This window comes from Pseudoxanthomonas sp. F37 (assembly GCF_022965755.1).
Classification (GTDB): Bacteria; Pseudomonadota; Gammaproteobacteria; order Xanthomonadales; family Xanthomonadaceae; genus Pseudoxanthomonas_A.
In genome coordinates this window covers 1,748,933-1,762,368 of sequence record NZ_CP095187.1, presented here as the reverse complement: position 1 = coordinate 1,762,368, position 13,436 = coordinate 1,748,933, and the positions used below count along the sequence as shown (strand labels likewise).

Here is a 13,436-nt window from a genome sequence, read left to right as displayed (position 1 = left end):
CTGTCCGTGCGGGCTTTTGGGGCCCCTTAGGTCCGGCAGTCCCGGCGGGTAAAACCCGCAGGGCGGCGCACAAGGATGTGCGCCGTTTTCGGCCGGGGCAGGAGGCCCCGTCCGAAAATTCCCGCCGGGACTGCGCACCCGCCGCGCAGCGGCGGGCGGACCGCCGGGGGGTGTTTCTTTTGCCTACTTTTCTTTGCACAAGCAAAGAAAAGTAGGGCCCCCGCGGCGAGCGGCACCATGTCCAAGAAGCCCGGATGCCTCCGGCCCCGCCGCCAACATCCCGGCACCTGGCGCATCCCCACGTGACAACGGTCCCATTGCCGCCCCGGCGCCCGCGCCGGACTTACGACGCCCGTTTCGGCACAGGACTTGCCTGAGAGGAGGCGAGGAACCGCACCACGCGGCTCCGCCCTTCCACCCGCGAGGAACCCCGCCATGAACCAGGCCCTCTGGGTCGCCAAGACCGGACTGGATGCGCAACAGACGCGCATGTCCGTGGTCTCCAACAACCTGGCCAACACCAACACCACCGGGTTCAAGCGCGACCGCGCCAGCTTCGAAGACCTGCTGTACCAGCAGGTGCGCCAGCCCGGCGGCTCCACCTCCTCCCAGACCCAGCTGCCCTCCGGCCTGCAGCTCGGCACCGGCGTGCGCGTCGTGTCGACCTCCAAGGACTTCCAGCAGGGCAACCCGCAGCAGACCGGCCGCTCGCTGGACGTGATGGTCAACGGCCGCGGCTTTTTCGAAGTGCTGCTGCCGGACGGCTCGCCGGCCTACACCCGCGACGGCTCGTTCCAGATCAACGCACAGGGCGAGCTGGTCACCAACAGCGGCTATCCCGTGCAGCCGGGCATCCAGGTGCCCGAGGGCGCGCAGTCGATGACCATCGGCGCCGACGGCACTGTCAGCGTGACCATGGCCGGCCAGGCCCAGGCGCTGGAGATCGGTTCGCTGACGCTGACCGACTTCGTCAATCCGTCCGGCCTGCAGGCCAAGGGCGAAAACCTCTATGTCGAGACCACCGCGTCCGGCCCCGCCCAGAACGGCACGCCTGGTCTCAACGGCCTGGGCAGCCTGGTGCAGGGCTCGCTGGAAGGCTCCAACGTCAACGTGGTGGAAGAGCTGGTCAGCATGATCGAGACCCAGCGCGCCTACGAAATGAACGCCAAGGCCATCTCCACCACCGACTCGATGCTCGGTTACCTCAACAACAACGTCTGATCCGCCCGACGCCCTCCCCGAGGCCCGCCATGAAGCGCACCACGTCCGCCACCTCCCTCGCCTGCGCCCTGCTCCTGCTGCCCGGCTGCGCGCGCTACTACGGCGACGTGCGCCCCTACGCGCCGATGCAGCCCATCCAGCCGGTGGTCGCCGTGCAGGCACCCGCCACCGCCGGCTCCATCTACCGCGCCGGCCCGGGCCTGAACCTGTACGCCGACCGCCGCGCGCGCGACGTCGGCGACCTGCTGACCATCAACCTGGTGGAAAACACGGCCGCGCAGACCTCGGCCACCACCTCGGTGGACAAGCAGAGCGAAGTCAGCCTGGCCGCGCCGAACATCGCCGGTGCGCCGGTCACGCTCAACGGCCGCGACATCCTCAGCGCGTCCATCAACGGCGACCGCGGCTTCAGCGGCGCGGGCAACAGCGCGCAGAGCAACCGGCTGCAGGGCAGCGTGACAGTCACCGTGATCCAGCGCCTGCCCAACGGCAACCTGGTGGTGCAGGGGCAGAAGAACATGCGCCTGAACCAGGGCGACGAGCTGGTGCAGATCCAGGGCATCGTGCGTCCGGCCGACATCAGCCCGGACAACACCATCTCCTCCGGCAAGGTCGCCGACGCGCGCATCGCCTACGGCGGCCGCGGCGCGATCGCACAGTCCAACTCGATGGGCTGGCTGGGCCGGTTCTTCAACTCCCCCATCTTCCCGAACTGAGCGACGCGCCATGGACACGCCCAGCGCCGACCGCGCCAATACGACGCCTGCCAGGAAGCCGCGCCGCATCGACACCTATACGCTGCTGGGCCTGCTGGCCTGGATCGGCCTGGTACTGGTCTGCCTGGCGCCGGCCGCACGCGCCGAGCGCATCAAGGACCTGGCCCAGGTCGGCGGCGTGCGCAGCAATCCGCTGGTCGGCTACGGCCTGGTCGTGGGCCTGGACGGCACCGGCGACCGCACCAGCCAGGCGCCCTTCACCGTGCAGAGCCTGAAGAACATGCTGGGCGAGCTGGGCGTCAACGTCCCGGCCAACGTCAATCCGCAGCTGAAGAACGTCGCCGCCGTGGCCATCCACGCCGACCTGCCGGCCTTCGCCAAGCCCGGCCAGCCGATCGACATCACCGTGTCCTCCATCGGCAACGCCACCTCGCTGCGCGGCGGCAGCCTGCTGATGGCGCCTCTGCGCGGTGCCGATGGCGAGGTCTATGCCATCGCCCAGGGCAACCTGGTGGTCGGCGGCTTCGGTGCGCAGGGTCGCGACGGCTCGCGCGTCTCGGTCAACGTGCCCAGCGTGGGCCGCATTCCCAATGGCGCCACCGTCGAGCGCGCGATCCCCAATGCGCTGGACAGCGGCGAAGGCACCATCACGCTGAACCTGCATCGCGCCGACTTCACCACCGTCTCCCGCATGGTCGCGGCGCTCGAGCAGAACTTCGGCGCCGGCAACGCCTACGCCCTGGATGCCGTCACCGTCGCCGTGCGCGCACCGGCCGACATCTCGCGCCGGGTGAACTTCCTGGCCCAGGTGGAGAACCTGGAGCTGACGCCCGGCAGCGCGCCGGCCAAGGTCATCGTCAACGCGCGCACCGGCACCGTCGTGATCGGCGCGCAGGTGCAGGTGATGCCGGCGGCGGTCACCCACGGCTCCCTGACGGTGACGATCACCGAATCGGCGAACGTCAGCCAGCCCAACGAGTTCTCGCGTGGCGGCCAGACAGTGGTGACGCCGCAGTCCAGCGTCTCGGTCAGCCAGGAAGGCAACCGCATGTTCAAGTTCGAGGGCGGCACCTCGCTGGACGAGATCGTCCGCGCGGTGAACGAAGTCGGCGCCGCGCCCGGCGACCTGATCGCGATCCTGGAAGCCCTGAAGCAGGCCGGCGCCTTGCGCGCGGAGCTCGAGGTGATCTGACATGGCGAGTGTTCCCATCGGCGCCCTGAATCCCTCCCTGCCGCTGGCCGACGCCGGCGGCAAGCCGGACAACGCGCGCATCCACGACGTCGCGCGCAAGCTCGAGGGCCAGTTCGCGCAGATGATGATCAAGTGCATGCGCGAAGCGGGCTTCGGCGACTCGCTGTTCCCGGGCGAGAACCAGGTCTTCCGCGACATGTACGACCAGCAGATCGCCACGGCGATGTCGCAGGGCCGTGGCCTTGGCCTGGCGCCGATGATCGCGCGCCAGCTGGGCGCGACCGATGCGGCCACGCCCGCGGTGCCCGCCACCACCGCGCTGTCGGCGTACAAGCGCCTTCTGCCCGGCACCGACACCGGCGCGATGCTCGATGCCATCGCCGGGCGCGGCATCGGCAGCGATGCCCATGCAGCCTCCGGGATGCCGGACACGATCACCCTGGACACCATGACCGTGCGCCCCGACGCGGCGTGCGAGGAAGTCGAACAGGTGGCCTCGGCTGACCCATCCAAATATGCCCGCAACACGCCCGAGCGCTTCGTCGCCGAGATCTGGGGCCACGCGCAGAAGGCCGCCAAGGAACTGGGCGTGGACCCGCGCGCGCTGGTCGCGCAGGCCGCGCTGGAGACCGGCTGGGGCAAGCGCCAGATCAAGACCGGCGAAGGCGGCAGCGCGCACAACCTGTTCGGCATCAAGGCCACCGGCTGGAAGGGCGAGCGCGCCCGCACAGCCACGCACGAATACGTCGACGGGGTGAAGCGCACCGAGACCGCGGACTTCCGCGCCTACGCATCGCCGGCCGAGAGTTTCGCCGACTACGTGCGGCTGCTGAAGAACAACCCGCGCTACCAGCAGGCGCTGTCGGCCGGCAAGGACATCGCCGGCTTCGCGCGCGGGCTGCAGCGTGCTGGCTACGCGACCGACCCGACCTATGCCAGCAAGATCGCCTCCATCGCCAACGGCCCCACCCTGGGCAAGGTGCTGTCGGCCATCGGCACGACGGTGGGCGGCCCGATCGGCAACGCCGTGGGCAACGCCATCGGCAACGCGCTGCGGCGCTGACCAGGGGATAACGCATGTCCAACCTTCTCGCCACCGGCAGCAGCGCCCTGATCGCCTTCCAGCGCGCGCTTTCCACCGTCGGCCACAACGTGGCCAACATCAACACGCCGGGCTATTCGCGCCAGCGCGTGGAATTCGAAGCCCGCGATGCCACCTACTTCGGCTATGGCTACCAGGGCAACGGCGTGCAGATCGTCGATGTCCGCCGCATGGCGGACTCGCTGGCCACCTCGCGCCTGCTCGACAGCGGCGGCGAACTGGCGCGGCTGCAGCAGCTGTCCACGCTGTCCTCGCGCCTGGACCAGCTGTTCTCCGAGAAGGCCACCGGCATCAGCGCGCCCTGGTCCAGCTTCTTCGACTCGGTCAACGCGCTGTCGTCCAACGCGGCGGGCTCGGCCGACCGCGAAAGCGTGCTCGCACAGGCCAACGCCCTGGTCACGCGCTTGGGCCAGATCGATCAGCACCTGGACAGCCTGGATACCGAGGTGAACGCCGGCCTGACGGCGGCGACCGGCGAGGTGAACCGGCTGGCCAAGGAGATCGCCCAGCTCAACGGACAGATCGGCGGCAGCACCAGCCCGTCGGGCGACCTGCTGGACCGGCGCGACCAGCTGATCAGCGAGCTGGTCGCCTTCACCGGCGGCAATGCGGTCACGCAGGACGGCGGCCTGGTCAACGTGTTCAGCGCCGGCGGCCAGCCGCTGGTGGTCGGCGCCACCGCCAGCACGCTGGTGACCGTGCCCGACCCCTACCGCCCGGAGCGGCTGCAGGTGGCGCTGGAAACCAATGGCCAGCGCGTGACGCTGGACAGGCGCGCACTGGGCGGCCAGATCGGCGGGCTGGTCGAGTTCCGCACCACCGTGCTGGATCCGGCCGTGGCCGAACTGGGACGCATCGCCACCTCGCTGGCGCAGACCTTCAACGAGGGCCACCGCGCGGGCATGGACCAGTACGGGCAGATGGGCACGGATTTCTTCAGCCTGCCCGCCCCCCGCATCTCCTCCAATGCCGGCAATACCGGCACCGCGAACCTGACCACATCGGTCGGCAGCGTGGCGGGCCTGAACGCGCAGAACGTGTTGTTGCGCTTCGATGGTGCCGCCTGGGTGGCCACCCACCCGGACACCGGCGCCAGCATCCCCATGACGGGTACGGGCACCGCCGCCGACCCGCTGGTGGTGAACGGCATCGAGGTGGTGCTGGCTTCCGGCACGCCCGCGGCCAACGACCGCTTCCTGCTGCAGCCCACCGCGGGCGCGGCCGGCAACCTGGCCGTGGCGATCACCGATCCCGGCCGCATCGCCGCGGCCACGCCGGTGAAGGCCACCACCGACCTGGCCAACACCGGCAGCGGCACGCTCAGCGGCCTGCGGGTGACCGATGCCGCCAACGCCGGCCTGCTGGCGCCGGCCGACATCGAGTTCATCGACGCCACCCAGTACACGATCAACGGCACCGGTCCGTTCGCCTACACGCCGGGCCAGACCATCGCCTACAACGGCTGGAGCGTGGTGCTGGACGGCGCGCCCGCCGCCGGCGACACCTTCAGCGTGGGTCCGACAGGCGCCAATTCCAGCGACAACGGCAACGCCAAGCTCCTGTCCAACCTGGACGACGCGCGCGTGCTCAATGGCGGCACCCTGACGCTCAACGGCGCCATCGGCGGCCTGACCACCCAGGTCGGCTCGGCGGCGCGCCAGGCCGACTACTCCGCGCAGGCCCAGCAGGTCATCCACGACCAGGCGCAGGCCGCGCGCGATGCGGTGTCCGGCGTCAACCTGGACGAGGAAGCCGCCGACCTGATGCGCCTGCAGCAGGCCTACCAGGCGGCGTCGCAGATCATCGCCACCGCCGACACCCTCTTCCAATCCCTCCTGGCCGCGACCCGCCGATGAACTACCGCATCTCCACCGGCATGATGTACCAGCAGTCGATCAGCACGATGCTGACCAAGCAGGCGAAGCTGGCGCACACCCAGCAGCAGCTCGCCAGCGGCCAGCGCCTGGTCACCGCCAAGGACGACCCGGTCGCCGCCGGCACGGCCGTCGGCCTGGACCGTGCCGTGGCCGAGCTCGAGCGCTTCGGCATGAACGCCAGCGCTGTGCAGAACCGGCTGGGCCTGCAGGAGAACGCGCTGACCCAGGTGGGCGATGCGATGGCGCGCGTCAACGAACTGGTCATCCAGGCCAACAACGCCGCCATGGGCGAAGACAGCCGGAAAGCGATCAGCACCGAACTGAAGGCGATCTACGCCGGCCTGCTGGACCTGGCCAACAGCACCGACGGCGCGGGACGCTACCTGTTCGGCGGCACCAGCGACGGCAGCGCGCCGTTCGCGATCGCCGGTGGCAACGTGATCTACAGCGGCGACCAGACCCAGCGGCAGGTGGAAGTGGCGCCGGACATGTTCGTCGCCGACACCCTGCCGGGCAGCGAGGTGTTCCTGCGCCTGCGCACCGGCGATGGCCGCATCGACGGCCAGCCGGCCGCGGGCAACACCGGCACCGGCCTGCTGATGGGCTTCGGCGTGACCGATTCCACAGCCTGGGACGCAGGCACCTATACGCTCAGCTTCGGCGCGGGCGACACCTACCAGGTGACCGATGCCGGAGGTGCCGTCGTCACCACCGGCACCTACGCCAAGGGCGAGAGCATCGCCTTCGCCGGCGTGCAGATGAGGATCGACGGCCAGCCGGCCAACGGCGACAGCTTCACGCTGGGCCCGGCCGGCTCGCGCGACATCTTCGCCACGGTGCAGGGGCTGATCACGACGCTGGACACCAACCCCACCACCGACGCGCAACGCGCGGCCATGCAGAACGAGCTGCAGGCCGCCATGCGCGACATCGCCACCGCGCAGAGCAAGATGATCGACGCGCGCGCCAGCGGCGGCGCGCAACTGTCCGCCATCGATGACGCGGCGGCGCTGCGCGAGGCCAACAACATCACCCTGCAGGGCACGCTGTCCACCCTGCGCGACCTGGACTGGGCCGAGGCCATCGGCCGCTACCAGATGGAGAACACCGCCCTGCAGGCCGCGCAGACGGTCTTCATGCAGATGCAGTCGCTGTCGCTGTTCAAGCTGATGGGCTGACGGCGGGCCACGCCCTTTCAAGCAGTCCTTGCCTTCACGCCGCGATACGTCGCGGCGATTTTTTGTATGTGCCCTTCTCCCCGCCTGCGGGGAGAAGGTGCCGCAGGCGGATGAGGGGCGCTCTTCGCGCAGAAAGTCCGCACTCTGATGACAGACGAACGCTGACCTTCGATCTCGGCAGAAGCATCCCTTCCCCGCTCGCCCCTCACCCGCCTGCGGCACCCTCTCCCCGCTGCGCAGGGAGAGGGGAACTCGGCGGCCTCACCCGGAACACCACGCTGATCCGCGACCCCTGCGCACGACGGGTCTTCGGAATGCCGTGTTCATGCGTGCTCTGCGAGGCGTGGCTCATCGAAAGCACGCTGCCCGGCTGCAGATCCACCGCCAGCGTCTCGCGCCGGCCCGTGCGCGCACGGATCAGCATGCGCCGCGGCGCGCCCAGCGACACCAGCGTGATCGGATGGCCGGACGCCACGGTGTGCAGCTTGTCGCCATGCATGGCGACGCTGTCGTTGCCGTCGCGGTAGAGGTTCATGCCGATGCGCGAGTAGGGCGCGGGCGCCCTCGCCTGCACGCAGGCCAGCAACTGCGCCAGCGGAAGGTCGTCCGGCAATGCGTCCACGGCGTAGTTCGCCAGCAGCCGAGGCACGTCGACGATGCGGTCGTACATCGGACGCTGCAGATGCGTCCAGGCGGCGCCCGCGCGCAGCAGCTCGAACCAGCGCCGTGCGGTCGCAGGATCGATGGCATCCGGCCAGTAGCGGATGCCGCCTTCGGCATCGTCCACCAGTTGCACCATCGCAGGCGCAAACAGGTCCTCGGCCAGCATGGAGAGCGCGTGCATCGTCGTCCTCAGTGGAAATCGCGCGAACGGGTGTCCAGCTCGCCCAGCAGATGGCTGAAATCATGCAGGTCGTGGGCGATCAGGTGGCGCACGCCGTCGACGTGCTCCCAGCGTCCGCGCACGCCCAACAGGCGTGCGCCCAGCAGCGCCTTGCGCCGGCGTTCGGCGATGCGCGCCCAGACCACCACGTTGACCACGCCATGCTCGTCTTCCAGGGTGACGAAGATGACGCCGCTGGCCGTCCCCGGCCGCTGGCGCTGGGTGACAATGCCGGCCACATGCACGCCACGCCCGTGCGGCAGGTCCTGCAGTTGGCGCGAATCGACCACCCGCTGCCGGCGCAGGCGCTCCCGCAGCAACGCCAGTGGATGCACGCCCAGCGTCAATCCGGTGACGCGGTAATCCGACAGCACGTCTTCGACCCGGCTCGGTGCGGGAAGCACGATATCGTCCTCGTCGGGACTTCCAGGCAACAACGGACGCTGGCGCTCGACGCCGGCCACCGCCCAACGCGCCGCGTGGCGATGGCCGGCAAGCGACTGCAGTGCGCCTGCTTCGGCCAGCGCACTGCGTGCCTTCTCGTCGAGGTCGGCGCGCAGGCACAGGTCGCGCACGTCGGCGAAAGGGCGCTGTGCGCGTGCGGACATGATCGCCCTCGCCGTCGCCTCGGACAGGCCATTGACCTGGCGCATGCCCAGCCGCAGCGCGGCCTGCCCGCCATCGTCCGCCCCCACACGCGCATGCCCGCCTTCCAGGGTGTTGTCCCAGTCGCTGCACGTCACATCGACCGGCCGTACCTCGATGCCGCGCCGCCCGCCATGCCCGCGGCGTGCGTCCTGCACGATCTGGCTGGCCGAATAGAACCCCATCGGCTGCGCATTGAGCAGCGCGCACACGAACGCCGCCGGCTCGTGCCGCTTCAACCAGCAGCTGATGTAGACCAGCTTGGCGAAGGACGCCGCATGGCTCTGCGGAAAGCCGTAGGAGCCGAAACCCTTGATCTGTTCGAAGATCTGGTCGATGAACTCCGGGGAATAATTCTTCTTCTCCATCAGCCGACGGATCTTGTCGCGATGCGGCGCCATGTCCCCGCCCCTGCCCCACGCCGCCATCGAACGGCGCAGGCCATCGGCCTCCGACGGTGTGTAGCCGGCATGGATCACCAGTTCCATCACCTGCTCCTGGAACAGCGGGATGCCCAGCGTATTGCCGAGGATGGCTTCGATACCCCTGGAGGGATACGTCACCGCTTCCTTGCCCTGCCGGCGCCGCAGGTACGGATGCACCATGCCGCCCTGGATGGGGCCGGGGCGCACGATGGCCACTTCGATCACCAGGTCGTAGAAATTGCGGGGTTTCAACCGCGGCAGCATGCTCATCTGCGCGCGCGACTCGATCTGGAACACGCCCACGGTGTCGGCGGCCTGGATCATGGCGTAGGTGGGTCCGTCCCCTGCGGGCGGCTCGTGCGCCAGGTCGATCCTGTAACCGCGATGCTTCGCCACCAGCTCCACGGCCTTCTGGATGCAGGTCAGCATGCCGAGGGCCAGGCAATCGACCTTCAGCAACTTCATCGTCTCCAGGTCGTCCTTGTCCCATTGGATGATGGTGCGGTCGGCCATCGCCGCGTTCTCCACCGGCACGACCTCGGACAGCGGCCCGTCGTTGATGACGAAGCCGCCGACATGCTGGGAGAGATGGCGCGGATGGCCGCGCAGCTGCGCCGTCACCGCCAGTACGCGTCGGATCAGCGGATTGTCAGGGTCGAAGCCGGCTTCCCGCAGGCGCTGTTCCATCGGCGTCTCGCCATTGCCCCAGCCGAAGCATTCGGCCAGCAGCGCGATCTGGTCCGGCGGCAGGCCGAAGGCCTTGGCCACGTCGCGCACCGCGCTCTTGCCGCGATAGCGGATGACGGTGGCGGCCAGCGCCGCACGACGGCGGCCATACTTGCCATAGACGTACTGCAGCACCTCCTCGCGCCGTGCGTGCTCGAAGTCGACATCGATGTCCGGTGGTTCGCCACGCTCCTCGGACAGGAAGCGCGCCATCAGCAGCCGGCTCTCCCCGGGGTTCACCACGGTAATGCCCAGGGCGTAGCACACGGCGGAATTGGCCGAAGAACCACGCCCCTGGCAGAGGATGCCCTGCGATTTCGCGAAACGGACGATGTCCTCCACGGTGAGGAAGAACGCTTCGTATTCCAGTCTGGCGATGAGGGCCAGTTCGTCGTCGATCTGGGCGACGATGGCCGGCGGCACATCGCCCTTCCAGCGTTCGCGCATGCCCCGCTCGGTCAGCTCGCGCAGCCAGCTGGCCGGCGTGTGGCCGTGGGGCACCAGTTCGGCCGGATAGCGGTACTTCACCTCTTCCATCGAGAAGGTGCAGCGCCGCGCCAACGCGGCCGCCCCTTCGAGCAATGCATGCGGGTGGATGTTGCCCAACGCCCGGCGTGTGCGCAGATGGCGTTCGCCGTTGCGGAACAGGTGCCCCCCGCACTCGGCCAGCGGCAACGCATGGCGGATCGCCGTCATCGTGTCCTGCAGCATCCGTTGCCGGCGCACGTCCATGTGCACGTCGCCGGCCGCCACGGCCGGCATCGCCAGCCGCGCGGACAGATCGAGCAGCTGCTGCAGGCGTGCGGCATCGTCATGCTCGCGATGCAGTTCCACCGCCAGGTGCGCACGCGCGCCGAACACCTGTTGCAGCCAAAGCCCCTGCGCTTCATCCGGCATGCGCGCCGGCAGCCACAGCGCGAACAGCCCGCCGGTTTCCGGATCGCCATCGCCCAGCACCCGCTCCACGTCCTGCCGCGTCAACGCATAGGTGCCCTTGGGGCTCGCGCGGCGCGCGGTGGTGATCACTTCGCACAGGCGCACGTATCCTGCGAGGGTTTCCACCAGCAGCACGCACTTCAACCCGCACTTCAAGGTGAACTCGCTGCCGACGATCAGCCTCAGCCCGGTGGCCCGCGAGGCTTCCAGCCCGCGCACGATGCCGGCCAGCGAGCATTCGTCGGTGATCGCCAGCGCCTGGTAGCCACAATGCTTGGCGCGGACGAACAGGTCCTCCGCACTGGAGGCGCCACGCAGGAAAGAGAAATCCGACAGGCAGTGCAGTTCGGCATAGGCCGGCAAGCCATCGTCGGCGGGCGCATCGTCATTGGCCGCCGCATGCGCCCGCAGCCGGTGCGCGGTCTCCCAGGCGCGCGGCACGTGCGCGCCCGGGTAGTCGCCGCGCTCCTCGTCGCGGCTCATGCGAACCACCCGTGCAGCATCCAGCCGCCCTGCTCGCCCGGCGGCGCGAAGGCCCAGGCGCGCTGGCCCTGCGAGGTCTCCAGCACGTAGTAGTCGCGGCGCGCGTCCTGACCGTCCCACCAGCCGCTTTCCAGCCGTTCGGGGCCGGAGACGATACGCGGGTGCGGATCGCGCAGCGGCACCGGCTGCGACAACAACCAGGTGGGACGCGGCGGGCGCAGGGGTGCCTGTTCGATGCGCCCGCCATCGCCCTGTACGCATCGCCATGCGCGCTCCGGACGCGGATCACCGGCCGGCGCCACGCGATGCACGGCCTCGTCGCCCAGGCGCGCGCGCAGGCGTTCGCGCAGCTGCGGCCACGGCAGCTGCTGCTGCGGGCGGGTGTCGAACAGGTCGCGCGCAGCGGGTACGAACGGCGGCAGTTCGCGCGCCAGCAGGCGCACACCCACCACCGGCTGCGCGATCTGCACACGCTCCAGGCGGTTGCGGGTCAGTTCGAACAGCATGGCCGGCTCGCGCTCGGCGGCCAGCAGGCCCACCTCGACATCGGTATGGCCTTGCTCGTGTTCCAGGCGCAGCACGAAGCGCTGCACGCCACCGTCGCGGATGGACAGGTAGGTGCACAGGTCACCGATCAGCCGGCGCAGCGGGAACAGCAGCGCCATGTGGCTCTCGACTTCGTAGCCGAGTTCGATGCGTGCATCGAAGTGGTCCGGCGGCGCGTAGTACGCCAGCGGATCGTCGGCCTGTCCGTACAGGCGGTCCAGGTGTTCCAGCACCGGCAGGCCGAAGCGGCGGCGCAGGCTGTCGCGGGGCAAGCCGCGCAGCGTGCGCAGGTCGCGGATACCCATGCGGTGCAGGCGTTCGCCGGCATCGTCCGGCAGGCGGGCGCGGCGCACCGGCACGCGGTCCAGCATCTCCGCCATCGCCGCCGGCTGCATCACCGCCAGGCCGTCGCGCAGGCCTGCGAACACATGCGCCGCGCGCGGCGTGGGCGCCAGCGCAAGCCGATGCTGGAACCCCAGCATGCCCAGTTCCTCGCGCAGGCGCGCCTCGATGCGCGGCCACGGTCCCAGCAGGCGGAAGCTGGCGCGCACCTCCAGCACCAGGCATCCCGGCCACTGCGCGCTGACCAGCGAGCTGTGGCGGTAGGCCCAGGCGGCGAGGAAGCGCTGCCAGCGCGCTTCGGCCGAGGGGTCGTGTTCCACCAGGGCGAACTCCGGCAGCAGCGCGTGCGCGGCGGTCAGGCGCATGCCGGCCCGCAGGCCCGCCTGCGCGGCGGCGGCATTCACCGCATGCAGGGTGCGCAGCTGCACGGCGCCGCCGACCAGCGCCAGCGGCGCGTCAGGATCAGGCAAGCGCCGGAGGACGGCGTCCAGCGCCAGCTGCGGCAGCAGTACACAGGCCCAGAGCATGTGCGGACCTCAATGCGCGACCAGCGCGAAGGGCTGCGCCGGCGCCGGGCCGCCGCGGCACTTCCGCACCTGCCAGGCCGTGGCACCCTGGGGATCGCGCACCGCTTCCAGCCGCAATGCGGCCGCCGAGGGATTGGCCGCATGGCGGCGCTCGCGCAGCGCGAAGCCGAGGCATTCGCCACTGTCGGCAGCGACCTGCAGGCGACGCAGCGCAGGTCCATCCGCCTGCACCGGCCAGCCCAGCACGGCAGCACAGGCGCCGCTGCGCAGGCACTGCTCGAACGCCCACAGCGCGTCGCGCGGCGCGGCTTCCACGATTTCCAGCAGCGCCAGATCCACGCCGGCGGCCTGCCACGCGGGCGCATAGGGAATGTACGGCGGCGCGATCACCGCCACGGTGCTGCCGGCCTGGGTCATGCGCGCCAGCGTCGGCAGCAGCAGCGCCAGTTCGCCCACGCCGTCGGCAGGCAGCAGCAATTCGGTCAACGCGCGCCGGGGCCAGCCGCCCTGCGGCAGCAGCGCATCGAGGGCGGCGTGGCCGGTAGGCTCGCCATCGGCGGCGATGGCCGTGCTGCGTCCGGCATGCCACAGCGTGCGCGCGGCCAGCAGCGTATCGAGGGCGACGACAGCGCCCATG

General features: G+C 70.0%; 10 protein-coding genes. 6 read left to right on the top strand and 4 right to left on the bottom strand.

The features are described from left to right. The first annotated feature begins 435 nt into the window (after positions 1–435). Genes flgG through flgL form a run of 6 tightly spaced genes read left to right on the top strand, consistent with a single transcriptional unit; the run spans position 436 to position 7,286 of the window. On the top strand, positions 436–1,221 hold the full coding sequence (gene flgG / locus MUU77_RS08135; protein WP_245093639.1) for a flagellar basal-body rod protein FlgG: 786 nt from the start codon (positions 436–438) through the stop codon (positions 1,219–1,221). 29 nt (positions 1,222–1,250) lie between these two features. Next, positions 1,251–1,937 (top strand): flagellar basal body L-ring protein FlgH, encoded by a 687-nt coding sequence (gene flgH, locus MUU77_RS08130; RefSeq protein ID WP_245093637.1) that lies wholly within the window; start codon positions 1,251–1,253, stop codon positions 1,935–1,937. 10 nt (positions 1,938–1,947) lie between these two features. After that, positions 1,948–3,129, top strand: a complete 1,182-nt coding sequence (locus MUU77_RS08125; RefSeq protein ID WP_280640364.1) for a flagellar basal body P-ring protein FlgI — start codon at positions 1,948–1,950, stop codon at positions 3,127–3,129. 1 nt (position 3,130) lies between these two features. Continuing rightward, on the top strand, positions 3,131–4,192 hold the full coding sequence (flgJ, locus tag MUU77_RS08120; protein ID WP_245093635.1) for a flagellar assembly peptidoglycan hydrolase FlgJ: 1,062 nt from the start codon (positions 3,131–3,133) through the stop codon (positions 4,190–4,192). A 14-nt stretch (positions 4,193–4,206) separates the two neighbouring features. Next, a complete protein-coding gene (flgK, locus tag MUU77_RS08115; RefSeq protein ID WP_245093633.1) occupies positions 4,207–6,087 on the top strand; it encodes a flagellar hook-associated protein FlgK in 1,881 nt (626 codons plus the stop codon). Then, on the top strand, positions 6,084–7,286 hold the full coding sequence (gene flgL / locus MUU77_RS08110; RefSeq protein ID WP_245093631.1) for a flagellar hook-associated protein FlgL: 1,203 nt from the start codon (positions 6,084–6,086) through the stop codon (positions 7,284–7,286). The genes flgK and flgL overlap by 4 nt, the downstream gene beginning before the upstream one ends. A gap of 205 nt (positions 7,287–7,491) precedes the next feature. On the opposite strand, the gene MUU77_RS08105 is transcribed toward flgL, so the two are convergent. From MUU77_RS08105 to imuA, 4 genes are read right to left on the bottom strand one after another with little or no spacing between them, the layout of a single operon-like run. Next, a complete protein-coding gene (locus tag MUU77_RS08105; RefSeq protein WP_245093629.1) occupies positions 7,492–8,130 on the bottom strand; it encodes an alpha-ketoglutarate-dependent dioxygenase AlkB in 639 nt (212 codons plus the stop codon). A gap of 8 nt (positions 8,131–8,138) precedes the next feature. Beyond that, positions 8,139–11,384: an error-prone DNA polymerase gene (locus tag MUU77_RS08100; RefSeq protein ID WP_245093627.1), complete on the bottom strand. Its 3,246-nt coding sequence runs from the start codon at positions 11,382–11,384 to the stop codon at positions 8,139–8,141. Continuing rightward, on the bottom strand, positions 11,381–12,799 hold the full coding sequence (locus MUU77_RS08095) for a DNA polymerase Y family protein (RefSeq protein WP_245093625.1): 1,419 nt from the start codon (positions 12,797–12,799) through the stop codon (positions 11,381–11,383). The genes MUU77_RS08100 and MUU77_RS08095 overlap by 4 nt, the downstream gene beginning before the upstream one ends. A gap of 9 nt (positions 12,800–12,808) precedes the next feature. Beyond that, entirely contained in the window at positions 12,809–13,435 is a 627-nt protein-coding gene (imuA, locus tag MUU77_RS08090; RefSeq protein ID WP_245093623.1) for a translesion DNA synthesis-associated protein ImuA, read from the bottom strand. Position 13,436 lies beyond the last annotated feature (1 nt).

Excerpts from the sequence above, each read along its gene's own strand:
- flgG (WP_245093639.1), top strand. The coding sequence starts at position 436 with ATGAACCAGGCCCTCTGGGTCGCCAAGACCGGACTGGATGCGCAACAG.
- flgH (WP_245093637.1), top strand. The coding sequence starts at position 1,251 with ATGAAGCGCACCACGTCCGCCACCTCCCTCGCCTGCGCCCTGCTCCTG.
- MUU77_RS08125 (WP_280640364.1), top strand. The coding sequence starts at position 1,948 with ATGGACACGCCCAGCGCCGACCGCGCCAATACGACGCCTGCCAGGAAG.
- flgJ (WP_245093635.1), top strand. The coding sequence starts at position 3,131 with ATGGCGAGTGTTCCCATCGGCGCCCTGAATCCCTCCCTGCCGCTGGCC.
- flgK (WP_245093633.1), top strand. The coding sequence starts at position 4,207 with ATGTCCAACCTTCTCGCCACCGGCAGCAGCGCCCTGATCGCCTTCCAG.
- flgL (WP_245093631.1), top strand. The coding sequence starts at position 6,084 with ATGAACTACCGCATCTCCACCGGCATGATGTACCAGCAGTCGATCAGC.
- MUU77_RS08105 (WP_245093629.1), bottom strand. The coding sequence starts at position 8,130 with ATGCACGCGCTCTCCATGCTGGCCGAGGACCTGTTTGCGCCTGCGATG.
- MUU77_RS08100 (WP_245093627.1), bottom strand. The coding sequence starts at position 11,384 with ATGAGCCGCGACGAGGAGCGCGGCGACTACCCGGGCGCGCACGTGCCG.
- MUU77_RS08095 (WP_245093625.1), bottom strand. The coding sequence starts at position 12,799 with ATGCTCTGGGCCTGTGTACTGCTGCCGCAGCTGGCGCTGGACGCCGTC.
- imuA (WP_245093623.1), bottom strand. The coding sequence starts at position 13,435 with ATGGGCGCTGTCGTCGCCCTCGATACGCTGCTGGCCGCGCGCACGCTG.